Genomic DNA, 24877 nt, shown 5'->3' with positions numbered 1-24877 from the left:
TTAGTCGTCGTCCATGGTGAACGAGAATCTGCGGACGGCCAGGGTGGAGGCCACGACCCCCCAGACGAGCAGGACGATCAGTCCGGCGAGATTGAAGGACCCGGCAGAGGCGTCGACGAGCCCGTCGGTGAGGGCGACGGAGGGGAGCAGCTCGAGGACGTCCCGGGCGGCCGACGGCAGATCCTGGTCGATCACGGTGACCACCGAGGCACCCATGAACAGGAACCACACCGTGTTGCCGAGGGCCAGGACGACGTCGGACCCGAGGGTGCCGCCGAGCAGGAGGCCGAGTGAGGTGAAGGTGAACACGCCGACGGCGAGGAAGACGACGGCGGCCAGGAAGCCGGACGCGTCCGGCCGCCAGCCCAGCAGCAGGCCGATGATGCTGAGGATGATGAGCTGCACGACCACGGCGGCGAGGACCGCGGCGACCTTGCCGCCGATCAGCGCCCATTTCGGGACGCCGGAGGCGCCGATGCGTTTCAGCGCCCCGTAGCGGCGGTCGAAGGCCACGGCGATGGACTGGCCGGTGAACCCGGCGCTCATCAGCGCGATACCGACGGTCATCGGGTAGACCTGCTGGACCGGGTCGTCGAGCGGGACGACGGGCACCAGGCTCATGGCGATGAGCAGGGCGACGGGGATGACCAGCGAGAGCAGCTGCTGTTCGCCGTGCCGGAGGAACAGCAGGGTCTCGATGCGGGCCTGGCTGGCGAGCATCTTCCACGGTGCGGCCGGCCGGGGGTCGGGGGTGAAGGTGCCGGCGGGGAAGCGGTCGGCACCGGTTCCTGTGCTGGTCATGCGCGGATCTCCCGTCCGGTGATGTCGAGGAACACGCTCTCCAGGCTGCGTTGGTCGACGGTGAGTGAGGTGACCGTGATCCCCTGCCGTTCCGCTTCCGCGGTGACGGCGGTGAGGACGGCGGGGGCGGTCGACCCGGTCACGGCGAACCGGTCGGGACGCCCCGCGGTGACCGTGGCGCCGAGCGGGGCGAGCCGGCCGGCGAGGGGGTCGAGGTCGAGTACCCCGGCGGTGCGGACGCTGATCCGCGGCTCGGCGGTCCCGGTGAGTTCGGAGACGGACCCCTCGGCGACGACCGCGCCGTGGTCGATGATGACCACGCGGTCGGCGAGTGCCTCGGCCTCGTCCATGAGGTGGGTGGTGAGCACGACGGAGACCCCGTCGCGGCGCAGGGCGGCGATGAGGTCCCAGACGGCGAGCCGGGACTGGGCGTCGAGCCCGGCGGTCGGTTCGTCGAGGAAGACCAGTTCGGGGCGTCCGACGAGGGCGAGGGCGAGGGAGAGGCGCTGCTGCTGACCGCCGGAGAGCCGGCGGTAGCTGGCGCGTTCATGCCCGGCGAGGCCGACGGTCTCCAGCAGCCGGCCGGTGTCCAGCGGGTTGGCGCAGTAGGACGCCGCGAGGCGGAGCATCTCGCCGACCCGGATCCCCGGGTAGGCGCCGCCGCCCTGCAGCATGATGCCGATCCGGCCGCGGAGTTCGTCGGTCTGACCGGTGGGGTCCAGACCGAGGACCCGGACCGAGCCGTGGTCGGGGGTGATGAAACCCTCGCACATCTCGACGGTGGTGGTCTTGCCCGCCCCGTTGGGGCCGAGCAGTGCGAGGACCTCGGCCTGGCCGAGCGTGAGATCGAGTCCGTCCACGGCGGTCACCGAACCGTAGCGTTTGACGACGCCGGAGAGGTCGAGGACGGGATGTTCCGGGGTTGCTGCCACGGCCGCCCACTCTAGTCCGCCGGTCGACCGCGGCGGTAAAGCGACCAGCCGACGGCGAGGACCACGGCCAGGAAGACGACGGACATGAGGTAGATGACCGCGACGGTGCCCGGGGGCAGGTTGAGACCGCGGGGCAGGATGAAGAAACTGAGGATCACGCTGTAGGCCACGACGGCGATCCGGAACGACCGGCGGTCGGCCCAGGCGGCCAGCGGGATGACGGCCCACAGCACGTACCAGGGGTGGACGACGGGGAAGAAGATGACGAGGAAGAACATCGCCACGCCCAGGCCGCCGACCGGGTGGATGCGGCCGCGGAACGCCGCCCAGAGCATGCGGACGACCCAGAAGGCCCCGATGAGGACGCCGACGGCGCGTGCGGTGGTCAGTGCGGCGTCCCGGTGGTCGCCGAGGCCGAGGGATTCGGCGAGCCCGTTGGAGAGCAGGCCGAGGTCGGTGGTCGCCGACATCCAGCTGATGACCTCGGAGGCGCCGCCCTGGACGAAGATCCAGCCGAAACCGAGCCCGGTGACCAGGCAGAGTGCGGTGACGGCCACCACGGCCGCGGCCACGTGGAGTGCGGCGGCGACGACGAGGTCGCGCAGCCGGCCACCGAGGAACCGGGCGAGCGCCACCCCGGTGAACCCGAGGGCGAGGAAGGCGGTGACCTTGACCAGCCCGGCGCCGCAGATCAGGAGGATCCCGGCCGTGCCGAGCCACCAGCGGGCCCGGCGCGACCGGCCGGGGTCGGTGGCGCGCAGGGCGAGTTCGAGGCCGGGCAGCAGGAGGCCGAGCATGACGGCCTCGTTGTGGACCCCGGCGACGAGGTGGAGCAGGACCAGGGGGTTGAGGATGCCGAGCCACAGTGCGGCGGTGGGGTTGACGCGGCAGCGGCGGGCGAGCCGGGTCAGTGCCCAGGCGGCGAGGGCGATGCCGCCGACGGCCAGGAGCCGGTGGAGGATCACCGCCGCCCCGATCGTGTCCCCGGTGAGGTGGGAGATGACGGAGGCGAGACCGACGGCGACGGGTCCGTAGGGGGCGGGGGAGTGTGCCCACACGTAGGGCACCGACCGGGCCAGCGGGTCGTCGGCGCCGAGCAGGTCGACGGGGCCGGCGGAGTAGGGGTCCATGCCGCGGGCGGCGATGGCGCCCTGGGCGAGGTAGGAGTAGATGTCCTGGGTGAACATCGGTGCGGTGAACAGCAGCGGGATGATCCACGCGACCGCGGTGCGGTGGACGGTGCGCAGCGGCAGGCTGCGGCGGCGGGGGCGTCCGGCCCGGTCGCGGCCGGGGGCGCAGTACCGCCAGAGCACCACCCAGGCCAGGCAGAGCAGGGCGATACCGATGAACACGGTCACGGTGGTGGCGTGCAGCAGCCGGGAGAGGAATCCGGTGACGGGGAGCTCCCACAGGGAGTTCTCGACGACGGGGACGGCACCGGCGCCGATCCCGCCGATGCCGATGAGGACGCTGCCGAGTGTGCCGGTGAAGACGGCGGTGGTGAACAGGTGGTGGTCGCGGACCCGGTAGCGCGGCAGGTCCGGGGATCCGGTATGTGCCGTGCCGGTGGTTGTGGCGGCGGTGTCGTCGGTGTCGTCACTGTCGTGGAGCAGCGCGGAGCGGGAACCTGCGGGGCCCAGGTCCGGCAGGACGGTGCGCAGGCCGCGGCCGGTCTCCCGGGGAGGGGCGGGTTCGGGGTGCGGCTGCTGCGGGGTCACACCGGCATTGTAGCGGCGCGGGAGGGACCGTCCCGCGGTTGCGTAATTCACTCGACCTCACGACATCGACGACGTGCAGGTCAGGCTTGCCTTATTGGACATCGGGAATCAATTACGCAAGACTCGTGTTGTCTAATCATGGACGGCGGGACACGCCGTGCATCGACACAGACGAGAACACCGTCATTACGCAGAGGAGGTGCAGGTCATGAGCGAAGGTGACACCCGCCGCTCGGTCCTCACGCAGATCCTGCGGCACGGACCGGTGAGCGCATCGGACATCGGGGACGCCCTCGGCCTCAGTGCCGCCGGCGTCCGCAGGCACCTCGACAACATCGTCGCCGAGGGACTCGCCGAGACCACCGAGGCACCGCGGGTGACCGCGGCAGGTACCCGGGGGCGCGGCCGACCGGCGCGGCTCTACCGGCTCACCGACATCGGACGCGGCCAGTTCGGCCACGACTACGACACACTGGCCCTGCTGGCCCTGCGCACACTGCGCGAGACCGGCGGGCCGGCCGCCGTGGAGAGTTTCGCCGACCAGCGGGTCCAGGACCTGCTCAGTGCCGTGCCTGACGGCGGTGACGATGAGACGGTCGAGGACAGGGCCGGCCGCATCGCCGCCGCACTCACCGCCCGCGGCTACGCCGCCACGGTCGACCATGCGGGCGGAGGCGTGCAGATCTGCCGCCACCACTGCCCGATCCAGGAGGTGGCCCACGAGTTCCCCGAGCTCTGCGCCGCCGAGCACCGGGTGGTCGCGGAACTGCTCGGACGTCACACCCAGCCGCTGGCCACGATCGCCGACGGCAACGGGATCTGCACCACCCACATTCCGCTGACCACCATCCACCCTTCCCGCACGAAGGAGAGTTGAGACATGACTCAAGCTGCACAGACACCGCCGAGCGCCGTCGAGGAGGCGCGGCTGGCGAAAAACCAGGAGAAGCTCCGGGCCGATGACGCGATCGTCGACTCGATGGGCGGAGGATACGAATACGGCTGGCACGATTCCGACGCCGCCGGTAAGGACGCCCAGCGCGGCCTGTCGGAGGAGGTCGTCCGCCACATCTCGGCGATGAAGAACGAGCCGGAGTGGATGCTCGAGCGCCGCCTGAAGGCGCTGGACACCTTCGAGCGCAAGCCGATGCCCACCTGGGGTGCCGACCTGTCCGAGGTCGACTTCGACGAATTCAAGTACTTCGTGCGCTCCACCGAGAAGCAGGCGACGTCCTGGGAGGACCTGCCCGAGGACATCAAGGCCACCTACGACAAGCTCGGCATCCCCGAGGCGGAGAAGCAGCGCCTGGTCGCCGGTGTCGCCGCCCAGTACGAGTCCGAGGTCGTCTACCACCAGATCCGCGAGGACCTGGAGAAGCAGGGCGTGATCTTCCTCGACACGGACACCGCGCTGCGCGAGCACCCGGACCTGTTCAAGGAGTACTTCGGCACCGTCGTGCCCGCCGGCGACAACAAGTTCGCCGCGCTGAACACCGCGGTGTGGTCCGGCGGCTCGTTCGTCTACGTCCCCAAGGGCGTCCACGTCGAGATCCCGCTGCAGGCCTACTTCCGGATCAACACCGAGAACATGGGCCAGTTCGAGCGGACGCTCATCATCGTCGACGAGGGTGCCTTCGTGCACTACGTCGAGGGCTGCACCGCGCCGATCTACCAGTCGGACTCGCTGCACTCGGCGATCGTGGAGATCATCGTCAAGAAGGGCGGCCGCTGCCGCTACACGACGATCCAGAACTGGTCGAACAACGTCCTGAACCTGGTGACCCAGCGGGCCCGCGCCGAGGAAGGCGCGACCATGGAGTGGGTCGACGGCAACATCGGCTCCAAGATCACCATGAAGTACCCGGCGGTCTGGATGACCGGCCCGCACGCCAAGGGCCAGGTCCTCTCCCTCGGTTTCGCCGGGGAGGGCCAGACCCAGGACACCGGCGCCAAGATGGTGCACATGGCGCCCTACACGTCGTCCAACATCATCTCGAAGTCGGTGGCCCGGCAGGGCGGCCGTGCCGCCTACCGTGGCCTCGTCCAGGTCAACAAGGACGCCCACCACTCGAAGGCGAACGTCGAGTGTGACGCCCTGCTTGTCGACTCGGTCTCCCGGTCCGACACGTACCCCTACAACGACATCCGCAACGACCACGTCACCCTCGGCCACGAGGCGACGGTCTCCCAGGTCTCCGAGGACCAGCTGTTCTACCTGATGAGCAGGGGCCTCGAGGAAGAGGAGGCCATGGCGATGATCGTCCGCGGCTTCGTCGAGCCGGTGGCCAAGGAGCTGCCGATGGAGTACGCGCTGGAACTCAACCGCCTGATCGAACTGCAGATGGAAGGATCGGTGGGCTAAGACATGACCACCCCGACTACACTCACCCCGGCCAACCGGACCCCCACCAAGGGCGACCGGTTCCAGTCCACGGACCCCGAGGATTTCCCTGTCCCCTACGGCCGGGACGAGGACTGGCGCTTCACCCCGCTGCGCCGGTTGCGCGGGCTGCAGAACGGCTCGGCCGCCCCGGCCGCCCGGCAGCGGATCGACATCGACACCGCCGACCAGTCCGGGGTCACCGTCTCCGAACTGCCGATGGACGACGAGCGGGTCGGCCGCGCCGGCCTGCCGGTCGACCGGCCGGCCGCCGAGGCATGGACCAACTGCACGGTCGCCGACCACATCCTCATCGACCCGGAGACCGTCCTGGACAAGCCGGTGACCGTGACCGTCACCGGTTCCGGTGAGGACGCCACCGGCTACGGCACCACGGTCATCGAGCTCGGTGCCTTCGCCGAGGCTGTCGTCGTCATCCGCTTCGAGGGTGCCGGCGTCCAGTCCGACAACATCGAGTACGTGCTCGGTGACGGGGCGAAACTGACCGCCGTCGTCTGGGAGGACTGGGACCGTACCGCGGTGCACCTGTCCAACTCGCACATCCTCGTCGGGCGGGACGCCACCATCCGTCACACCACCGCCGTCTTCGGCGGCGACGTGGTCCGTTCCCTGCCGCACGTGCGCTACGCCGGTCCGGGCGGGGACGCCGAGATGCTCGGCGTGTACTTCGCCGACGCCGGCCAGTACTTCGAGCAGCGGCTGCTCATCGACCACAGTCAGCCGAACTGCCGCTCCAACGTGCTCTACAAGGGCGCGCTGCAGGGTGAGTCGGGCCGCCACGGCTCCGAGGCCCGCACCGTCTGGATCGGCGACTGCCTGATCCGGCCGGACGCCACCGGCACCGACACCTACGAGAAGAACAACAACCTGGTGCTCACCGAGGGTGCCCGGGCGGACGCCGTGCCGAACCTGGAGATCCAGACCGGCGAGATCGTCGGCGCCGGCCACGCGGCCACCGTCGGCCGCTTCGACGACGAGCACATGTTCTACCTCATGTCCCGCGGCATCCCCGACAGCGAGGCACGCCGCCTCATCGTCCGCGGCTTCTTCTCCGACGTCATCCGCCGGGTCCCGGTCGAGGACGTCCGCGACAGCCTCGAGGACGTGGTGGAGCGCGAACTCGAGAACACCGTCCTCTGACCCCACCCCGCACAACAGAAAGAACATTTTCATGAGCACTCTCGAGATCAAGAACGTCCACGCCCAGGTTGTCCCCCAGGAGGAGGGCGAGGAGCCGAAGCCGATCCTGCACGGCGTGAACCTCACCATCAACTCCGGCGAGACCCACGCCATCATGGGCCCGAACGGTTCCGGCAAGTCCACCCTGTCCTACGCGATCGCCGGCCACCCCCGGTACGAGATCACCGAGGGCGAGGTCCTCCTCGACGGGGAGAACCTGCTGGACATGGACGTCTCGGAGCGGGCCCGCGCCGGCCTGTTCCTCGCCATGCAGTACCCGGTCGAGGTGCCGGGCGTGTCGATGGCCAACTTCCTGCGCTCCTCGGCCACCGCCGTGCGCGGCGAGGCCCCGAAGCTGCGGACCTGGGTCAAGGAGACCCGGGCGGCGATGGAGGAACTCGACATCGACCCGAGTTTCTCCGAGCGGTCCGTCAACGAGGGCTTCTCCGGCGGTGAGAAGAAGCGCCACGAGATCCTGCAGCTGTCGCTGCTCAAGCCGAAGTTCGCCATCCTCGACGAGACCGACTCGGGCCTGGACGTCGACGCACTGCGCATCGTGTCCGAGGGGATCAACCGTTACAAGGAGCGGGAGAACGGCGGCCTGCTGCTGATCACCCACTACCAGCGCATCCTCAACTACGTGAAGCCCGACTTCGTCCACGTCTTCGCCAACGGGCGCGTCGTGGAGTCCGGCGGCCCGGAGCTGGCCGCGGAGCTCGAGGCGCACGGCTACGAGAAGTACACGGCGAAGGCGTGACCGACATGACCTCAGCCACCTACGATATCGCGGCCGTGCGCGCGGACTTCCCGGTCCTGTCGCGCACGGTGCGTGACGGGCGTCCGCTCGTCTACCTGGACTCGGGGGCGACCTCGCAGCGTCCGCTGCAGGTCCTCGACGCCGAGCGGGACTTCCTGCTCCACCACAACGCCCCGGTGCACCGCGGTGCCTACCAGCTGGCCGAGGAGGCGACCGACGCCTACGAGTCCGCCCGCGACCGCATCGCGCGGTTCGTCGGCGCCGACGACCCGGAGATCGCGTTCACCAAGAACGCCACCGAGGCGCTCAACGAGGTCGCCTTCATCCTCGGTGACCGGCGCGCCGGCGGGTACGCCGTCGGTGAGGGCGACGAGATCGTCATCTCCGAGGTCGAGCACCACGCCAACCTCGTGCCGTGGCAGGAACTCGCGCTGCGCACCGGTGCGACCCTGCGCTGGTACAAGGCCACCCCGGACGGCCGGATCGACCTCGACAGCCTGGAGCTGTCGGAGAAGACCAAGGTCGTGGCACTGTCCCACCAGTCGAACGTGACCGGCGCACAGCTGGACGTCGACGAGGCGGTGCGCCGCGCCCACGCGGTCGGGGCCCTGTTCGTCCTCGACGCCTGCCAGTCGGTGCCGCACATGCCGGTGGACTTCCACGCCCTCGACGTCGACTTCGCGGCCTTCTCGGGGCACAAGATGCTCGGCCCCAACGGGGTCGGCGTCCTGTACGGGAAGAAGCACCTGCTCGAGGCGCTGCCGCCGTTCCTCACCGGCGGCTCGATGATCGAGGTCGTGACGATGGAGAAGACCACCTTCGCCGAGCCGCCGCAGCGGTTCGAGGCGGGCACCCAGATGACCTCGCAGGTCGTCGGACTCGGTGCCGCGGTGGAGTACCTGGAAGGGCTCGGCATGGCGGCCGTGGCCGCCCACGAGCACGACCTCACCGCCTACGCGCTGGAGAAACTGCAGGAGATCGACGGCCTGCGGATCATCGGGCCGACGACCGCGGAGAACCGCGGTTCGGCGGTGAGCTTCGTGGTCGACGGCATCCACCCGCACGACCTGGGACAGGTCCTCGACGACCAGGGCATCTGCATCCGGGTGGGGCACCACTGCGCCTGGCCGGTGCACCGGTGCCTCGGGGTGCAGGCCACCGCGCGGGCGAGCTTCTACGTGTACAACACCCGTGACGAGGTGGACGCGCTGGCCGACGGTGTGCGCCACGCCCAGGAATTTTTCGGCACCCGGTAGACGAGCCGGCGGCCAGGGAAGAGAGCGAGCCAGTGAAACTGGAATCGATGTACCAGGAGGTCATCCTGGACCACTACAAGCACCCGCAGCACGCGGGCCTGCGCGACCCGTTCGAGGCGGAGGTGCACCACGTGAACACCTCCTGCGGCGACGAGGTCACCCTGCGCGTGCACCTCAGCGACGACGGGAAGACCGTGGCGGACGTGTCCTACGACGCCCTCGGCTGCTCGATCAGCCAGGCCTCTACCTCGGTGATGGCCGAGGAGATCATCGGCCGGCCGGTCGAGGAGGCCTTCGGCAAGCTCGCCGAGTTCGAGAAGATGGTCACCTCCCGCGGCGCCGAGGAGGGTGACGAGGACATCATCGGCGACGGAGTGGCCTTCGCCGGGGTGTCCCGCTACCCGGCCAGGGTCAAATGCGCCCTGCTGGGATGGAAGGCCTTCGAGGCCGCCGCACTTGACGCGGGAGCGACCCGCGACGGAGACGGAGAGGACGGTTCACGATGAGTGACGAGAACACCGGCACGGACACCACCGAGCCCACGGCACCGGAGATGGACCCGAACCCGTTGGACGCCGTGCCGCAGCCGCCGGCCGAGCAGACCGACCACGAGGTCTTCCTCGCCGGCCAGATCGAGGAGTGCATGCTCGACGTCATCGACCCCGAGCTCGGCATCAACGTCGTCGACCTCGGCCTGGTCTACGACATCTGGATGGAGGGCACCGAGGCGGTCATCAACATGACGCTGACCTCCCCGGCGTGCCCGCTGACCGACATGCTGGAGGACCAGACCCAGGCGGCCGTCATCGGCACCGTCGACAGTGTCGCCAGCCTGCGGATCAACTGGGTGTGGTCCCCGCCGTGGGGCCCGCACATGATCAACGAGGAAGGCCGCGAGCAGCTCCGCTACCTCGGCTTCAGCGTCTGATTCTGAGGGCCGCCCGCACCGCCGCCGGCAGCGGCCGGAGGAAGGGGAGGACCCGGCGGGGGTACCGGGCCAGGGCGAGCATCGCCGCCGCGACCGGACCGGCCTGCTGCCCGCCGAGGTAGCCGCGCTGCAGTGTGGCCGGCAGCCGGAAGAAGGCGTCGAAGAACCGCTGCAGGACCGGCCCGTCGGCCCGGACGATGAGTTCGGCACCGAGCAGCCGGAGCCGCCAGGCCGCCGCCGCAGACCAGCGGATCCTGCGGGGCACCCGGCCCGCGGCCAGCAGATCGAGCATCCGGTCGGCACCGGCGACCGCGGCGGCCACCGAGTACCCGGTCGCCGGATGCGTGAGACCACCGGCCGCCCCGAAACAGGCGACACCCCGCTCATCGGTTCCCCGGTACCAGGGGCGTCGGCGGCGGTCCATGGGGAAGTGCACCCGTTCCTCCCGGGTGCGCACCGCATCCAGGCCCGCCAGCCCCGGCCGGGCCAGCAGCCGGTCGCGCAGCACCGGCAGCAGGTCCCGGGTCCGGCGCCGGGTCGCCAGCACTGTCTCCTCCAGCAGAACGCCACCGTCGACCGGCTGGACGTAGAGGAAGCTCGGGACAGCGTCCGGGTCGGGGTCCGGTCCCGCGGCCGGCCGCCAGTCCATGAATTCGGCGGCGGTGTATCCGGCGGCCCGCGCCGCGTCCGCCGGGACGACGATGCCGTAGGCGACCTGCCGGACCGCCCCGGGGCGGTCCACCACACCGCGGCAGTCGACGACGGCGTCCACACCCAGGCCGGCGGCGTCCGGATCAGTGATGCGGCGGGCATGGATCCGTACCCCGGGCGCGAGCCGCTCCCGGACCGCCGTCCGGTCGATCATCGCGTAGGGGCCGAGGTCGAGGAGACGGGCTTCCGGGGTATGGGCCCGCAGGGTGCGGGCCACGTCGCCGAAGGGGATGACGGTCCGGGCCCACCCGGGCAGGGCGTCGAGCGGGACGCCGTAGCTGCCCGGCCACTGCGGCGGCAGCGGCGGGGTGGCGGCGGGGTCGTAGGCGTCGACGGTCCAGCCCCGGACGGCGGCACGGTGGGCGAGAACGGCGCCGGCGGGTCCGAGACCGAGGACGGCGATGTGCATGGTCTGACAGTCTCCTGACATCGGATGGTCGGTGGCGGCGGCCACCCCCGGGGTGCGGCGTCCGGAAAAATTCCGGTGCGGCATCCACCTGGGATGATATCGGAGCAGTGCGACAATCCGAAACAGAGTTCACCCCCGAAACAACGTGCTGTCGCGGGTATTCCGGGGAACTTCCTGCCACCGGCCCGGACAGCAGATACGCTACCGGTAGTCCGCGGGAAGAAACCTCCGGCAGGACTCTGCCGGAGTGGGGCGGGTATCTCCGGTTCTTCAGCGGAAGTGGTGGACGGGTCGCCCACGGTGACCATGGTGACCACGGTACCGTCGCGGCTCTCTCCGCCTAGGGCGGGAGGCGGAGAGCGCGGCGCCCGTCCCCACGACTGCGTCCCCGTTCACCGGTGCAGGAGCCCGTCTGCCGTCGTGATATGCTGGACCGTTGTGATTGTTACTCAGGATCTTGAAGTCCGGGTGGGGGCACGGACGCTGCTTGACGCCCCCGGCCAGCTGCTGCGGGTACAGCCCGGCGACCGTATCGGGCTCGTCGGGCGCAACGGTGCCGGCAAGACCACCACCATGCGGATCCTGTCGGGGGAGACCGAGCCCTACGGCGGCAAGGTCGTCACCTCGGGCGAGATCGGCTACCTGCCGCAGGACTCCAAGGAAGGTGACATCGAGCAGTCCGCCCGCGACCGTATCCTCTCCGCGCGCGGACTCGACAAGCTCCGGTCGTCGATGGAGCGGCAGCAGGAGCTCATGGAGGCGGGCACGGACGTCCAGCGGGACGCCGCCATCGGGAAGTACAGCCGGCTCGAGGAACAGTACAGTGCCCTCGGCGGCTACGAGGCGGACTCCGAGGCCGCCCGCATCTGCGACGGCCTCGGCCTGCCGCAGCGGATCCTCGACCAGCAGCTCAAGACCCTCTCCGGTGGTCAGCGCCGCCGTGTGGAGCTCGCCCAGATCCTCTTCGCCGCCACCGCCGGCTCCGGCCGCTCGCAGACCACCCTGCTGCTCGACGAGCCGACCAACCACCTCGACGCCGACTCGATCCACTGGCTCCGCGGCTTCCTGCAGAAGCACGAGGGTGGGCTCGTCATGATCTCCCACGACGTCGACCTGCTCGAGGATGTCGTGAACAAGGTCTGGTTCCTCGACGCCGTCCGCGGCGAGGCCGACGTCTACAACATGACGTGGAAGAAGTACCTCGACGCCCGCGCCACCGACGAGGCCCGCCGCCGCCGGGAGAAGGCCAACGCGGAGAAGAAGGCGGACGCCCTGCGCAAGCAGGCCGCGAAACTCGGCGCCAAGGCGACGAAGGCCGCCGCCGCCAAGCAGATGCTCGCCCGCGCCGACAAGATGATCGGCAGCCTCGACGAGGTGCGCCAGGAGGACCACGTCGCGCACATCTCCTTCCCGGAACCGGCCCCGTGCGGCAAGACGCCGCTGTTCGCCAAGGGGCTGACGAAGATGTACGGCTCCCTCGAGGTCTTCGCCGGGGTGGACCTGGCGATCGACAAGGGTTCGCGGGTGGTCGTCCTCGGCTACAACGGTGCCGGCAAGACCACCCTGCTCAAGCTGCTCGCCGGAGTGGAGCGCACCGACGGCGAGGGCGGCATCGTCTCCGGGCACGGCCTGAAGATCGGCTACTTCGCGCAGGAGCACGACACCATCGACCCGGACGCCACCGTCTGGGAGAACACCATCGCCGCCTGCCCGGACTCCGATGAGCAGGACCTGCGCGGACTGCTGGGTGCCTTCATGTTCTCCGGTGACCAGCTCAACCAGCCGGCCGGCACGCTCTCCGGCGGTGAGCAGACCCGTCTGGCGCTGGCCACCCTGGTCAGCTCCCGGGCGAATGTGCTGCTCCTCGACGAGCCGACGAACAACCTCGACCCGCAGTCCCGTGAGCAGGTGCTGGACGCCCTGCGCACCTACACCGGCGCCGTCGTCCTGGTCACCCACGACCCGGGTGCGGTGAAGGCCCTGGAGCCGGAGCGGGTCATCGTGCTGCCCGACGGCGACGAGGACCTGTGGAGCGACGCCTACATGGACATCGTGGAGCTGGCGTAGGGGACGCAGCGGGGCGCACGCCGGCGATGTCGGCGATGTCGGCATCGCGCGACGCCAGGATGGTCGGAGGGGGTCCGGACCATCCTGTCGTCGCGCGATGCTGACAGGGGGTCATCCGGCGCAGATCGCCGAACCGGCGTCGGGGAGCGCCCGGCCGGATAGGCTCGGGGACATGGTTTCCCCCAGTGACATGAGCGGCCCCGGCCCGGGCCGGATCCGGCAGGACACGGTCTACCGCGCCGGTGTGGCAGGGATCCGGCCGACCGTCCCCACCGACGCCGCCGGACTCGAACGCGCCGCCCGCCGCCGCATGTCGCGGAAGGCCTGGGCCTACATCGCCGGCGGGGCCGGTGAGGGCCGCACGATGGTCAACAACCGGGAGGCGCTGGACGCCGTCCGCCTGGTGCCCCGGGTCGGGGTGGACCGGAGCCGTCGGGATCTGTCGGTCACCCTGCCCGGCGGCCGGTACGACAATCCCGTCCTGCTGGCCCCGGTGGGCGCCGGTGCCCTGGTCCGGGAGGACGCCGACCTGGCCGTCGGACGGGCCGCGGCGGCGACCGGCACGCCGTACATCATCAGCAACCAGGGCAGCTCACCGCTCGAGGAGACCGTCGCGGCGATGCGGGCGGTCGACCCGGCGGCCCGGCACTGGTTCCAGCTGTACTGGTCGACCGATGAGCAGCTGGTGGACCATCTCATCGCCCGGGCGGAGGCGTCCGGCGCGTCCGCCCTCGTCGTCACTCTGGACACGACGGTCCTCGGCTGGCGGCCGCAGGACCTCAATCTCGGATCGCTGCCGTTCTCCCGGGGCCAGGGAATCGCCCAGTACCTGTCGGACAACCGGTTCCTGGAGATCGTCCGGGACCGGCTGGCCGCAGGCACCGCCGGCGGCATCGGTGGGGTGAAGGTGACCCCGGCGGCCGTGGCGTCCCTGCTGTCGATCGCCCGGCACCATCCGGGCCGGGCACTGCGCAACCTGCTCAGCCCGGAGCCGCGGGCCGCCGTCGAGACCTTCCTCGACATCTACTCCAATCCGGGGCTGGACTGGGACCTGCTGGCGACGGTCACGGAGCGGACCACCCTGCCGGTGGTGTTCAAGGGCATCCTGGATCCGCGGGACGCCCTGTCGGCGGTGGAGGCGGGGGCCGACGCGATCGTGGTCTCGAACCACGGTGGCCGTCAGGTCGACAACGCCGTCGCCTCCCTCGACGCGCTGCGCGAGATCCGGGGTGCCGTCGGGGACGCCTTCCCGCTGCTGTTCGATTCGGGGATCCGCACCGGGCGGGACGTGGCGGTGGCGCTGTCGTGCGGAGCCGACGCGGTGCTGCTCGGCCGGCCGCACATGTACGGCCTGGCCGCCGGCGGTCAGCGGGGTGTGGAGGAGGTCATCGGCAATGTGCTCGCTGAGCTCGATCTCACCACGGCGCTGACCTGAGGGCGGGCGGGCCCGCCCGGGGGACGGTCAGTTCCGGAAGCCGTGGACCGGCGCCGGGATGAAACCACCGCGGCCGACGAAGTCGGTGGTGGGGACCTCGTGGACGGGCATCACCGGCGCGTGGCCCAGCAGGCCGCCGAAGTCGATGTCGTCGCCGACACTGCGGCCGATGGCCGGGATGACGCGGACGGCGGTGGTCTTGTGGTTCATCATGCCGATGGCGGCCTCGTCGGCGATCATGCCGGCGATGGTGGCGGCGCTGGTGTCGCCGGGCACCGCGATCATGTCGAGTCCGACCGAGCAGATGGCGGTCATGGCTTCAAGCTTGTCGACGGACAAGGTTCCTGCCCTGACGGCGTCGATCATGCCGGCGTCCTCACTGACCGGGATGAAGGATCCGGACAGTCCGCCGACGCGGGAGCAGGCCATCATGCCACCCTTCTTCACCGCATCGTTGAGCAGGGCGAGTGCCGCGGTCGTGCCGTGGGTGCCCACCTGGCCGACCCCCATGTGCTCGAGAATGTGGGCGACCGAGTCGCCGATCTCCGCCGTGGGGGCCAGCGACAGGTCGACGATGCCGAACGGCACTCCGAGACGTTCGGCGGCCATCGTGCCGACGAGCTGGCCGGTGCGGGTGATCTTGAAGGCGGCCTTCTTGATCTCCTCGGCGACGGTGTTGAGGGAGGCCTCGGCGGGCATGGCGGCGACGGCCCGGTCGACGACGCCGGGGCCGGAGACCCCGACATTGATGACGCAGTCCGGTTCCTCCACACCGTGGAAGGCGCCCGCCATGAAGGGGTTGTCACCGACGGCGTTGCAGAAGACGACGAGCTTCGCGGCGGCGATCGAGCCGGTGTCGGCCGTCGCCTCGGCGCAGTCCCGGACGACCTGGCCCATCTCCGCGACCGCGTTCATGTTGATGCCGGCGCGGGAGGAGCCGATGTTCACCGAGGAGCAGACGACGTCGGTGGTGCTGAGCGCCTCGGGGATGGAGCGGATGAGGCGTTTGTCGGCCGCCGTGCCGCCCTTCTCGACGAGGGCCGAGTAGCCGCCGATGAAGTCGACACCGATCTCGGCGGCCGCCCGGTCGAGGGCGCGGGCGATGTCCACCGGGTCGCAGTCGGGGACGGCGGAGGCGACGATCGCCACCGGCGTGACGGAGACCCGCTTGTTCGCGATCGGGATACCCAGTTCATGCTCGATGCCCCGGGCGACGGACACGAGGTCCTTCGCGCGGGTCGTGACATGGTCGTAGATGGCGGTGCACGTCGCGGCCGGGGTGGCCCGGACGCAGGGCAGCAGGTTGATCCCCATGGTGACGGTGCGGATGTCCAGCCGGTAGCGGCTGATCATCGCGATGGTCTCGAGGATCGAGGCGGAGGGGAGGAAAGCGGTCATGTGTCCGGATCCCCTAGATGGTGTGCATCGCGTCGAAGATGGCCTGGGACTGCACCGTGATGACGAGCTTCTCCGCGTCCTCGACCTGTGCCATCCGGTCGTCGAGGGTGGAGACGTCGAGATCGTCGGGGAGACCGACGTGGAGGATCATCGTGAACCATTCGTCCATGATGGTCTGGGAGATGTTGCGGATGTTGATGTCCAGGTCGGCGCACGCGGTGGCGACGGCGGCGACGATGCCGGTGTGGTCCCGTCCGGTGACGGTCATGATCGCGATCATGGCCCCTCATGGTACCCGGGGGACAGACACCGCCACCCACCGGTCCGCAGGGCGGACGGTGGGTGGCGGGTGCTGGGACCTTGTCCGCAGCGTCGGGGGTCAGGACGCCCGCAGGGAGTGCTCGACGATGTCGAGTGCGGCCGGCAGGCGGTCGCTGCCGCGGTCTGACGCGAGGTGCGCCATGACCCCCTCCAGGACCAGCTCCAGGAGCTGGAGTGTGGTCTCGGTGGAGATGTCGGTGCGCAGCCGACCCGATGCACGCTGTTCCTCGAGACGGGCGGTGACCGCCTGCTTGAGAGCGCGCTGGTCGGCGTCCCACGTGGTGTGGAGCTCACCGTCGGTGCGGATGCGCCGCGTGATCTCCACCCGGAGGCTCCACCATTCGGCGAGCTCAGGTTCATCGAGGATGTACCTGATCAGGCCGATCATGCCCCGCTCGGAGGCCAACCGGGTCATGAGCTGCATGTCCCGGTGGGCGACCTCGCGGAAGAGGGTCTCCTTGTTGTGGAAGTGGTGGAAGATGGCGCCGCGCGATTTGCCCGTCGTCTTCTCCAACCGCGACACCGTCGCACCGTCGTACCCGTGGGAGACGAAGCACTCACGGGCACCGAGGAGGATTTCGCTCCGACGCTCGGAAAGGTCGCTTTCGCTGACCTTCGGCATGGGCTGCGTCCTTCTCCCGGTGAGGAACGGTGTTAGGCGTTCTTCATCATGTTGCGGAGAACGAACTGCAGGATGCCGCCGTTGCGGTAGTAGTCGGCCTCACCGGGGGTGTCGATGCGGGTGTCCGCGTCGAACTCGATGGTGGTGCCGTCCTCCTTGGTGGCGGTGACGTGCACGGTCTCCGGGGTGGAGCCCTCGTTCAGCTTCTCGATACCGTCGATGTCGAAGGTCTCGGTGCCGTCGAGGCCCAGGGACTTCCAGGACTCGCCCTGCGGGAACTGCAGCGGGACAACGCCCATGCCGATGAGGTTGGAGCGGTGGATACGCTCGAAGCTCTCGGCGATGACGGCCTTGACGCCCAGCAGCAGGGTGCCCTTGGCGGCCCAGTCACGGGAGGAACCGGTGCCGTACTCCTTACCACCGAGGACGACCAGCGGGGTGCCCTCGTTGGCGTAGTTGACGGAGGCGTCGTAGATGAACGACTGCGGGCCACCCTCCTGGGTGAAGTCGCGGGTGTAGCCACCGGAGACACCGTCGAGCAGCTGGTTCTGCAGGCGGATGTTCGCGAAGGTACCGCGGACCATGACCTCGTGGTTACCACGGCGGGAACCCAGCGAGTTGTAGTCCTTGCGCTCCACACCGAAGGAGTCCAGGTACTGCGCGGCAGGGGTGCCGGGCTTGATCGAGGACGCCGGGGAGATGTGGTCGGTCGTGACCGAGTCGCCCAGCAGGCACAGCACGCGGGCGCTGTGGATGTCCTTGACGGGCTCCGGCTCGGTGCTCATGCCGTCGAAGTACGGGGCGCGGCGGATGTAGGTGGACTTCTCGTCCCATGCGAAGGTCTTGCCCTCCGGCACGGGCAGGGACTGCCAGCGCTGGTCGCCCTTGAAGACGTCCGCGTAGTCGGCGGTGTAGAGCTCCTGGGAGATGGAGGACTTGATGACGTCCTCGATCTCCTCGGTGGAGGGCCAGACGTCCTTGAGGAAGACGTCGTTGCCGTCCTGGTCCTGGCCGAGCGGCTGGGTCTCGAAGTCGAAGTCCATGGTGCCGGCGATCGCGTAGGCGATGACCAGGATCGGGGACGCCAGGTAGTTCATCTTGATGTCGGGGGAGATGCGACCCTCGAAGTTACGGTTACCGGACAGGACCGCGGTGGCGGCCAGGTCGGCGTCGTTGATGCCCTTCGAGATCGGCTCCGGCAGCGGGCCGGAGTTACCGATGCAGGTGGTGCAGCCGTAACCCACGAGGTAGAAGCCCATGGCCTCCAGGTCCTTCCACAGGTCGGCCTTCTCGAAGTAGCCGGTGACGACCTGGGAACCCGGGGCGACCGAGGTCTTGACCCACGGAGCGGACTTCAGGCCCTTGGCGGCGGCCTTGCGTGCGAGCAGACCGGCGCCGACCATGACCGACGGGTTGGAGGTGTTGGTGCAGGAGGTGATGGAGGCGATGCCGACCATACCGTGGTCGAGGATCATGTCCTGACCGTCGTAGTTGACCTCGATCGGGTTCGAGGGACGACCCTCGTTACCGAGAGCGGCCGAGGGGATGTTGCCCTTGGCGTCGCCCGCGGTGGCCGGGTTTCCGGTGTGGCCGCCGACGTTGCCGCCCTCGGCGACGAAGTCCTGGGCGTCCTGGGAGCCCGAGGTGCTGTCGGTGTAGTTGTGCAGGTCCTTGCGGAACTGTGCCTTGGAGTCGGACAGCTCGATGCGGTCCTGCGGGCGCTTCGGGCCGGCGATGGAGGGGACGACGGTGGAGAGGTCGAGCTCCATGTACTCGGAGAAGGTCGGCTCGTTCTCGTCGGCCGTCTCGGCGTCCAGCCACATGCCCTGCTCCTTGGCGTAAGCCTCGACGCGGGCGAGGGTCTCCTCGTCACGGCCGGTCAGGCGCAGGTACTTGATGGTCTCCTCGTCGATCGGGAAGATCGCGGCGGTGGAACCGAACTCCGGGGACATGTTGCCGATGGTGGCACGGTTGGCGAGCGGCAGCTTGGAGACGCCCTTGCCGTGGAACTCGACGAACTTGCCGACCACGCCGTGCTGGCGCAGCATGTCGGTGATGGTCAGCACCACGTCGGTGGCGGTGACGCCGACCGGGATGTCACCGGTCAGCTTGAAGCCGACGACGCGCGGGATCAGCATGGAGATCGGCTGGCCGAGCATGGCGGCCTCCGCCTCGATGCCGCCGACGCCCCAGCCCAGGATGCCCAGGCCGTTCTCCATCGTGGTGTGGGAGTCGGTACCGACACAGGTGTCCGGGTAGGCCAGGCCGTTGTTGTCGAAGACGGAACGGGCCAGGTACTCGATGTTGACCTGGTGGACGATGCCGGTTCCCGGGGGGACGACGCGCAGGTTGTCGAAGGCGCCGGTGGCCCACCGCAGCAGCTTGTAACGCTCGGCGTTGCGCTGGTACTCGATGTCGACGTTCTTCTCGAGCGCGGACTCGTCACCGAAGTTCTCGATGATGACCGAGTGGTCGATGACCATCTCGGCCGGGTTCAGCGGGTTGACGTCGTCGGCGTTACCGCCGAGGGCGACGACCGCGTCGCGGATGGTGGCCAGGTCGACCACGCAGGCGACACCGGTGAAGTCCTGCATGACCACGCGGGCCGGGGTGAACTGGATCTCGATGCTGGGCTCCGCGGAGGGATCCCAGTTCGCGAGGGCCTCGATGTGCTCCCGGGTGACGTTCGCCCCGTCCTCGTTACGGAGGAGGTTCTCGCCGAGGACCTTCAGGGAGTAGGGCAGCTTCTCCATGCCCGGGACCGCACTGAGGCGGAACATGTCGTACGTGCGGTCGCCAACCTCGAGTGTCCCCTTGGCACCGAACGAGTTCTTGCTTTCAGTCACGTGAGTGCTCCTGAATCTCTTCTCGTTATGAGTCGTCGTTGTATGACGTTTGTCAGACGTCCCCTCCGTGCGGGGACCGTGGATCTGGTCCCGACGTCTCAGGAGACGCCCACGGAGGTCTGCCACTATTGTGCAGCAGGTAACTCTGATCCGTCGCGACCATCTTAACAGTACGGACGTATTGCTACATAATCCCTTTTCAGAGCGCTGTTCTTTTGGGGGTGGCTGACTCGCGTGCGGAAACTCCGCGAATTAGTGACGGAAAGTCGGGTCGCTTCCATAACTAAAGCGATGCTTACCTGAATCGGGAAGATCGTCCGGATCCGGCATTGTCCGGCAGGGCCGCTCCGGCACTGTCGGCCACCCGGCCCGGGCGCGTCGGACCTGCCGGAGAGAGCGGGGAGGGGCAGGGAGGGGCGCGTACTCGGCGTCCCCGAGGTGGCATAGCCGACTAGTCAAGGAAAAAGACTTGTCGTTGGTGAAGGCAATCTAGAGCTTGAGGGGATGTTCCAGGTGTCTGCCGCAACCCGACACGCCGTGCGTTACGGAGGTGTGACATAGATCACAATCACAGTTTGGTAACCGATCTCTGCAGGTCAAGCCATATGGCGTGACGGATGTGACGAATGGTTCTGAAGTTGTCCACGTTGTCGAGGTTTCGGATGGTGCATGAGCTGCCCTACGGTGCACGTGTCGTCATTTGGTAACGAACAGATATCGGCGTGACGGGCGAGGCGAGATCCTTTCCCGACATCACCGGAATCGGTCGGTACCGGACAGTGACGCTCCCGGTCATCCACCGGGATGCCGGACCGGACGGGCGCTCTCGCCACCGCATGGGGAAGTGCGGTGGCAGGCAGCCGACGGGACGGTGGAGCATTTTTCGTCCACCACCCACGAGGAGAACAACGTGGCACTTCGACTGAGAACCCGTGGCAGGGCCCGCGGCGCCAGCACCCGGTCCAGCCGGGCGCTGCTGGCCGTGGCGGTCACCGCCGGTCTCGCCGCCCATGCCTCGACCGCGATCGCCGACCCGGCGGCCGCGGACCGTACCGAGGGGGCCGAGTCCTACCTGGCGGACCTCGTCGGGAAGGTCTCCGACGCCGAGAAGGAGGCCGCCGGCGCCGAGAGCGAGCTCGGCGGCCTCCGCGAGTCCGTCAACAAGGCCCGCGTCGATGTCGAGCACAGCCAGCGCGAGGCACAGCAGGCCCAGGATGACGTCATGTCGGCGAAGGACCGGCTGGGCAGGTCCCAGACCGACGTCGACAAGGCGCAGGACAAGCTGGACGGCCTGGCACGGTCGGCGTACACGCAGGGTGGGGACGCCTCGCCGGTGGCCGTGGCCGCCGGCGGGGACGCAGCCTCCGACTCACTCGACCGCTCCACCTATCTCCGCATGGCCGCCGAGAAGCAGCAGAGTGAGGTCGAGCGGCTGGACCGCAGCCGGACCGAGGCGGCGAACGAGGAATCCTCGCTGCGCGACGCCCGTAACGGCGCCGACGAGAAGGTCGCCGCGGCGGTGGACGCCCACAACACCGCCCAGTCCGCCTACGACGACGTCCTGGGTTCGGTCGCGGAGAAGACCGGCCGGGTCCAGCAGCTGCGTGCGGCGGCGGACCAGGCACGGGCCAAGCTCGAGGCGGCACGCAAGGCGGTCGACTCGGTCGCGGCGTCCGACCCGGGTGCGACCTCGTTCGACAAGCGCCGCGCCGCAGAAGCTGCGGTGGACAAGGCTCCTGCCTCGACTCCGGCCGCTCCGGCCGGGGACAGCGCCGACAGTGCCGACAACGCCGCGAGTGCCCCCGCCGTGCCGCAGGCCGCCGGGACCCCGGCGGCGCAGGCTCCGGCGGTGGACACCAAGGTGGATGTCACGACGACCGCCCCCGCCGGTGATACCGGGGAAGGTACCACCGGCACGGCCACGTCTGAACAGGCCACGACTGAACAGGCCACCACAGAGCAGACCACGACCGACCCCGCCGCCGACAGCAGTGCCGACGACGGTACGGAGTCGGCTGAGGCAGCTGAGGCAACTGAGCCTGCCGAGCAGTCCGGGGCCGACGCCACGGCACAGACCTACGAGGCACCGTCGAGCTTCGACGCCTCCGACGCCGGTGACGACCGCCGGCAGTCCGCCATCGACGGACTCTTCAGTGCGGCGGGTGCCGCCGCCTACGCCGGTGCCTCGACCTTCCTCGGTGGTGGAGACGCCACGGCGTCCCTGTCGGCCGCCGGACAGGCCGGACAGCAGGCCGCGTCGGACGCCTACGCGGGTCTGCCCGTGGCCGGCCGTCCCGAGTCCGGGGCCCCGGACGAGTCCTCGACGCCGGGGACCTCCGGGGGATCCGGTGGAAACGGTGGTTCAGGCGACACGGGCAACACCGGCGACACCAGCGACCCCGACACCTCCGGATCCGTCAGCGACAAGATCGAGCGGGTCATCGACCGCGGGATGACGCAGCTGGGCGTGCAGTACGCCTGGGGCGGCGGCAACTGGTTCGGCCCGACCCTCGGCATCCGGGACGGCGGCGTGGCCGACTCCTACGGCGACTACGCGAAGACCGGCTTCGACTGCTCGGGGCTGATGATGTACGCGTTCTACGCTGTCGGCATCCAGCTCGACCACTACTCCGGCTACCAGTACACCGCCGGCACCCAGGTGCCGGTCGACCAGGCCAAGCGCGGCGACATGCTGTTCTGGGGTCCCGGCGGCGGCACCCACGTCGCCCTCTACCTCGGCGACGGCAAGATGCTGGAGGCCCCCGAATCCGGGTCCGACGTCCACGTCTCCGACGTCCGGTGGGACGGCATCCAGCCGATGGCCACCCGGATGATCGAGTGACCGCAGGGTCGAGGGGCTCGGGGAGTTAACGCAGGAGTTCGCGCATCGCATGGTCGACAGCAGTCGTCCGTGCGGTGCGCACTGCGCGTGACAGGGGGAGCAGGAGGGGATCGAGGCCCGCCCCGGCGTTGGATGACCTGGTCACCTCGATGATCGACGCGACGACATCCGCCCGGGCCATGAGCTTCGCCGCCCGGGTGGCCACCCCGGGGGGAAGACCCGGCAGGCCGAAGGCGTCGCTCAGCGCGCCGACGGCGAGACGGGGCGCGGTGTGCCGCATCGGCGGCGTCCCGGAGGCGGCGACGAGGCCGGCGGCGCGGTCGGTGGCGTCCCGCAGCATCCGGTCGGCGTCCCCCGGCCCGAGGACCGGGGCGGGGACGCCACGCCCTTCGCACCGGTACCAGGTCCATTCGACGAGGGAGCGGTCGAGGACACGGGGGACGGCGACGTGGGTGACGTCGGGGTCGGCGTCCGCCACGGTGATGCCGGCACCGGTCTCGGTGACGGCGACGGCACCGTTGCTGCCGGCGGGTAGCGGCGGCGGATCGCCCGCGCCGGCGAGGGCCAGTCCGACCAGGGGACGCTCGGCGAGTCCGACCGGGGCGTCGCGGGTCACCTCGCGCACGGCGTGGAACAGGTCGACGAGACCGGTGGGGCGGGATCCGGCCTGTCCGAGACGTCCGTCGAAGGGGTCGTCGGCGGCCGGATCGGTCCGCAGGACATGGGCGGGTCCCTGGACGTCCTGGAAGGCGTCGATGAGGTCGTCGGTGGAGAGCAGGCCGTGGAGCCACCAGCCGAGCCACAGGGTGGAGTTCTGGACAGGTGACCAGAGCTGCTCGCGCAGCGAGGTACCGGGGTGAGTCATTCGTCCCACCTTAGACGCGCCCCTCTAGAGTGGGCTCCCATGGGTTTCAGTGACAGGTACGGTGCGGACGTGCTCGGCGGCGGAGACGGGAGCGGACACGGGAGGGGACACGGCGGCGGCCACCGTCCGCCGCCGCCCCCGGAGGTCCCGGCGGCGCCGGGGCTCGTCGTTGAGGACCTGTCCGAGGGATGGGTCGGGGCGGTGACCGGTTTCGAGAAGACCTACGACGGGAACTTCGTCCGGCTGGAGGACCGGCACGGCCGGGAACGGCTGTTCAAGATGCGGCCCGGCGGCTTCCTCGTCGACGGCCGGCGGGTCACCCTGACCCGCTATGTCGGGCAGCAGCAGGTGCCGGTGCCGGAGCAGCGGTCGAATTCGGGGTCGCGTCGGGTCGCGGATGTGCGGGCGAAAGTCGCCGCCCCGTCACGGATCTGGGTGGAGGGACTCCACGATGCCGCCATCGTTGAACAGGTCTGGGGTCATGACCTGCGCGTCGAGGGAGTGGTCGTGGAGTTCATCGAGGGTCTGGACAACCTGCCGGAGATGCTCGCGGCGTTCGGTCCGGGACCGGAGCGCCGGGTGGGCGTCCTCGCCGACCACCTCGTCGAGGGGTCGAAGGAGAGCCGGCTCGTCGCCGGTCTGGACCCGGCGGTCGCCCGGCATGTCATGGTCACCGGTCACCCGTACATCGACATCTGGGAGGCGGTGAAGCCGGCGTCGGTGGGGATCAGTGCGTGGCCCCGGGTGCCGCGCGGCGAGGACTGGAAGACCGGGGTGTGCCGGCGGCTCGGCTGGGGGACGCCGCAGGACGGCTGGCGTCGGGTCTACTCGTCGGTCCACACGTTCCGTGACCTGGACGCCACGCTGATCGGCGCCGTGGAACGGTTGGTGGACTTCGTCACGGTCGGGGAATGACGGTATTTCTGTAGGCTGGGTCACATGGTCCCGCTCATCTGGTTGATCGCGGCAGCGGTGCTCGCGATCGGTGAACTCCTCGTCATGGACTTCACGCTCCTCATGCTGGGCGTCGCCGCCCTGGTGACCGCCGGTGTCGCGGTCACCGGGATCCCGGTCTGGGCCACGGTCTGCGTCTTCGTCGTCGCCGCCCTGGGCACGGTCCTGCTGGTCCGGCCGGCTCTGCGCCGCCGTGTCGTGGACAGTTCGGAGATCACGGCGTTCACGCCGCGCGAGCTGGAGGGGATGGACGCTGTGGTCCTGGTCCCGGTCACCTCGACCGACACGACAGGCCAGGTCCGGGTCAACGGTGAGATCTGGTCGGCCCGGGCGGCACACCCCGGGGACATGTTCAGTGAAGGGGACCGTGTGCAGGTCGTCTCCATCGACGGCACCACCGCAGTGGTGTGGAAAGGAGTGTGAGGACCGTGAGTG

21 protein-coding genes are annotated in these 24877 nt (G+C 69.5%); 12 read left to right on the top strand and 9 right to left on the bottom strand.

Features of this window, described 5'->3' with window-relative positions; translation table 11 throughout:
- From FSW06_RS03090 to mptB, 3 genes are read right to left on the bottom strand one after another with little or no spacing between them, the layout of a single operon-like run.
- Nucleotides 1–801, bottom strand: a complete 801-nt coding sequence (locus FSW06_RS03090; protein WP_010118480.1) for an ABC transporter permease — start codon at nucleotides 799–801, stop codon at nucleotides 1–3.
- Nucleotides 798–1733: an ABC transporter ATP-binding protein gene (locus FSW06_RS03085; protein WP_010118483.1), complete on the bottom strand. Its 936-nt coding sequence runs from the start codon at nucleotides 1731–1733 to the stop codon at nucleotides 798–800. Before FSW06_RS03085 ends, FSW06_RS03090 begins: the two co-directional genes overlap by 4 nt.
- An 11-nt stretch (nucleotides 1734–1744) precedes the next feature.
- Nucleotides 1745–3451, bottom strand: coding sequence for a polyprenol phosphomannose-dependent alpha 1,6 mannosyltransferase MptB (gene mptB / locus FSW06_RS03080; protein ID WP_050801915.1), 1707 nt, complete (start codon nucleotides 3449–3451; stop codon nucleotides 1745–1747).
- Between the two features lie 208 nt (nucleotides 3452–3659).
- Between mptB and FSW06_RS03075 the strand changes: the two genes are divergently transcribed.
- Genes FSW06_RS03075 through FSW06_RS03045 form a run of 7 tightly spaced genes read left to right on the top strand, consistent with a single transcriptional unit; the run spans nucleotide 3660 to nucleotide 9972 of the window.
- On the top strand, nucleotides 3660–4328 hold the full coding sequence (locus FSW06_RS03075; protein WP_010118486.1) for a helix-turn-helix transcriptional regulator: 669 nt from the start codon (nucleotides 3660–3662) through the stop codon (nucleotides 4326–4328).
- 3 nt (nucleotides 4329–4331) lie between these two features.
- Complete coding sequence (gene sufB / locus FSW06_RS03070; protein WP_010118488.1) at nucleotides 4332–5813, top strand: Fe-S cluster assembly protein SufB; 1482 nt, start codon at nucleotides 4332–4334, stop codon at nucleotides 5811–5813.
- A 3-nt stretch (nucleotides 5814–5816) separates the two neighbouring features.
- A complete protein-coding gene (sufD, locus tag FSW06_RS03065; RefSeq protein ID WP_010118490.1) occupies nucleotides 5817–6992 on the top strand; it encodes a Fe-S cluster assembly protein SufD in 1176 nt (391 codons plus the stop codon).
- A 31-nt stretch (nucleotides 6993–7023) separates the two neighbouring features.
- On the top strand, nucleotides 7024–7788 hold the full coding sequence (gene sufC, locus FSW06_RS03060) for a Fe-S cluster assembly ATPase SufC (protein ID WP_010118492.1): 765 nt from the start codon (nucleotides 7024–7026) through the stop codon (nucleotides 7786–7788).
- A gap of 5 nt (nucleotides 7789–7793) precedes the next feature.
- Nucleotides 7794–9044 carry a cysteine desulfurase gene (locus tag FSW06_RS03055; RefSeq protein ID WP_010118494.1) on the top strand — a complete coding sequence of 417 codons (1251 nt, stop codon included), beginning with the start codon at nucleotides 7794–7796 and terminating at the stop codon, nucleotides 9042–9044.
- 32 nt (nucleotides 9045–9076) lie between these two features.
- Nucleotides 9077–9550: a Fe-S cluster assembly sulfur transfer protein SufU gene (gene sufU / locus FSW06_RS03050; protein WP_010118495.1), complete on the top strand. Its 474-nt coding sequence runs from the start codon at nucleotides 9077–9079 to the stop codon at nucleotides 9548–9550.
- Nucleotides 9547–9972 (top strand): metal-sulfur cluster assembly factor, encoded by a 426-nt coding sequence (locus FSW06_RS03045; RefSeq protein WP_010118498.1) that lies wholly within the window; start codon nucleotides 9547–9549, stop codon nucleotides 9970–9972. The genes sufU and FSW06_RS03045 overlap by 4 nt, the downstream gene beginning before the upstream one ends.
- Here the strand turns inward: FSW06_RS03045 and FSW06_RS03040 are convergent.
- On the bottom strand, nucleotides 9962–11092 hold the full coding sequence (locus FSW06_RS03040) for a lycopene cyclase family protein (RefSeq protein WP_010118500.1): 1131 nt from the start codon (nucleotides 11090–11092) through the stop codon (nucleotides 9962–9964). The genes FSW06_RS03045 and FSW06_RS03040 overlap by 11 nt on opposite strands.
- A 438-nt stretch (nucleotides 11093–11530) precedes the next feature.
- On the opposite strand from FSW06_RS03040, the gene FSW06_RS03035 reads away from it, so the two are divergent.
- On the top strand, nucleotides 11531–13159 hold the full coding sequence (locus FSW06_RS03035; RefSeq protein WP_010118502.1) for an ABC-F family ATP-binding cassette domain-containing protein: 1629 nt from the start codon (nucleotides 11531–11533) through the stop codon (nucleotides 13157–13159).
- Nucleotides 13160–13331: 172 nt separating this feature from the next.
- A complete protein-coding gene (locus FSW06_RS03030) occupies nucleotides 13332–14594 on the top strand; it encodes an alpha-hydroxy-acid oxidizing protein (protein ID WP_010118504.1) in 1263 nt (420 codons plus the stop codon).
- A 27-nt stretch (nucleotides 14595–14621) separates the two neighbouring features.
- Here FSW06_RS03030 and FSW06_RS03025 read toward each other — a convergent pair whose 3' ends face one another.
- From FSW06_RS03025 to FSW06_RS03010, 4 genes are all read right to left on the bottom strand, one after another.
- Entirely contained in the window at nucleotides 14622–15992 is a 1371-nt protein-coding gene (locus FSW06_RS03025; protein ID WP_010118506.1) for a PFL family protein, read from the bottom strand.
- 13 nt (nucleotides 15993–16005) lie between these two features.
- Complete coding sequence (locus tag FSW06_RS03020) at nucleotides 16006–16272, bottom strand: ACT domain-containing protein (protein WP_010118508.1); 267 nt, start codon at nucleotides 16270–16272, stop codon at nucleotides 16006–16008.
- A gap of 99 nt (nucleotides 16273–16371) precedes the next feature.
- Entirely contained in the window at nucleotides 16372–16935 is a 564-nt protein-coding gene (locus FSW06_RS03015) for a TetR/AcrR family transcriptional regulator (protein WP_010118509.1), read from the bottom strand.
- A 32-nt stretch (nucleotides 16936–16967) separates the two neighbouring features.
- A complete protein-coding gene (locus tag FSW06_RS03010; protein WP_010118511.1) occupies nucleotides 16968–19781 on the bottom strand; it encodes an aconitate hydratase in 2814 nt (937 codons plus the stop codon).
- 910 nt (nucleotides 19782–20691) lie between these two features.
- Here FSW06_RS03010 and FSW06_RS03005 point away from each other — a divergent pair.
- Nucleotides 20692–22623: a DIP1281 family NlpC/P60 protein gene (locus tag FSW06_RS03005; protein WP_029448707.1), complete on the top strand. Its 1932-nt coding sequence runs from the start codon at nucleotides 20692–20694 to the stop codon at nucleotides 22621–22623.
- Between the two features lie 25 nt (nucleotides 22624–22648).
- On the opposite strand, the gene FSW06_RS03000 is transcribed toward FSW06_RS03005, so the two are convergent.
- Nucleotides 22649–23488, bottom strand: a complete 840-nt coding sequence (locus FSW06_RS03000; protein WP_010118516.1) for a hypothetical protein — start codon at nucleotides 23486–23488, stop codon at nucleotides 22649–22651.
- 39 nt (nucleotides 23489–23527) lie between these two features.
- Between FSW06_RS03000 and FSW06_RS02995 the strand changes: the two genes are divergently transcribed.
- Both FSW06_RS02995 and FSW06_RS02990 read left to right on the top strand, forming a co-directional pair.
- Complete coding sequence (locus FSW06_RS02995; protein WP_010118518.1) at nucleotides 23528–24403, top strand: DUF3097 domain-containing protein; 876 nt, start codon at nucleotides 23528–23530, stop codon at nucleotides 24401–24403.
- 24 nt (nucleotides 24404–24427) lie between these two features.
- Nucleotides 24428–24865 (top strand): NfeD family protein, encoded by a 438-nt coding sequence (locus tag FSW06_RS02990; protein ID WP_010118519.1) that lies wholly within the window; start codon nucleotides 24428–24430, stop codon nucleotides 24863–24865.
- Nucleotides 24866–24877 lie beyond the last annotated feature (12 nt).

The organism is Corynebacterium nuruki S6-4 (assembly GCF_007970465.1).
Taxonomy (GTDB): domain Bacteria; phylum Actinomycetota; class Actinomycetes; order Mycobacteriales; family Mycobacteriaceae; genus Corynebacterium; species Corynebacterium nuruki.
The sequence above is the reverse complement of the archived record's forward strand: the minus strand, read 5'-3'. Positions and strand labels throughout refer to the sequence as shown.

Coding starts and splice junctions, on each gene's coding strand:
- FSW06_RS03090 (WP_010118480.1), bottom strand. CDS start 801: ATGACCAGCACAGGAACCGGTGCCGACCGCTTCCCCGCCGGCACCTTC.
- FSW06_RS03055 (WP_010118494.1), top strand. CDS start 7,794: ATGACCTCAGCCACCTACGATATCGCGGCCGTGCGCGCGGACTTCCCG.
- FSW06_RS03075 (WP_010118486.1), top strand. CDS start 3,660: ATGAGCGAAGGTGACACCCGCCGCTCGGTCCTCACGCAGATCCTGCGG.
- FSW06_RS03040 (WP_010118500.1), bottom strand. CDS start 11,092: ATGCACATCGCCGTCCTCGGTCTCGGACCCGCCGGCGCCGTTCTCGCC.
- FSW06_RS03020 (WP_010118508.1), bottom strand. CDS start 16,272: ATGATCGCGATCATGACCGTCACCGGACGGGACCACACCGGCATCGTC.
- sufD (WP_010118490.1), top strand. CDS start 5,817: ATGACCACCCCGACTACACTCACCCCGGCCAACCGGACCCCCACCAAG.
- FSW06_RS03030 (WP_010118504.1), top strand. CDS start 13,332: ATGGTTTCCCCCAGTGACATGAGCGGCCCCGGCCCGGGCCGGATCCGG.
- FSW06_RS03045 (WP_010118498.1), top strand. CDS start 9,547: ATGAGTGACGAGAACACCGGCACGGACACCACCGAGCCCACGGCACCG.
- FSW06_RS02995 (WP_010118518.1), top strand. CDS start 23,528: ATGGGTTTCAGTGACAGGTACGGTGCGGACGTGCTCGGCGGCGGAGAC.
- FSW06_RS02990 (WP_010118519.1), top strand. CDS start 24,428: ATGGTCCCGCTCATCTGGTTGATCGCGGCAGCGGTGCTCGCGATCGGT.
- FSW06_RS03000 (WP_010118516.1), bottom strand. CDS start 23,488: ATGACTCACCCCGGTACCTCGCTGCGCGAGCAGCTCTGGTCACCTGTC.
- FSW06_RS03025 (WP_010118506.1), bottom strand. CDS start 15,992: ATGACCGCTTTCCTCCCCTCCGCCTCGATCCTCGAGACCATCGCGATG.
- sufB (WP_010118488.1), top strand. CDS start 4,332: ATGACTCAAGCTGCACAGACACCGCCGAGCGCCGTCGAGGAGGCGCGG.
- sufC (WP_010118492.1), top strand. CDS start 7,024: ATGAGCACTCTCGAGATCAAGAACGTCCACGCCCAGGTTGTCCCCCAG.
- FSW06_RS03015 (WP_010118509.1), bottom strand. CDS start 16,935: ATGCCGAAGGTCAGCGAAAGCGACCTTTCCGAGCGTCGGAGCGAAATC.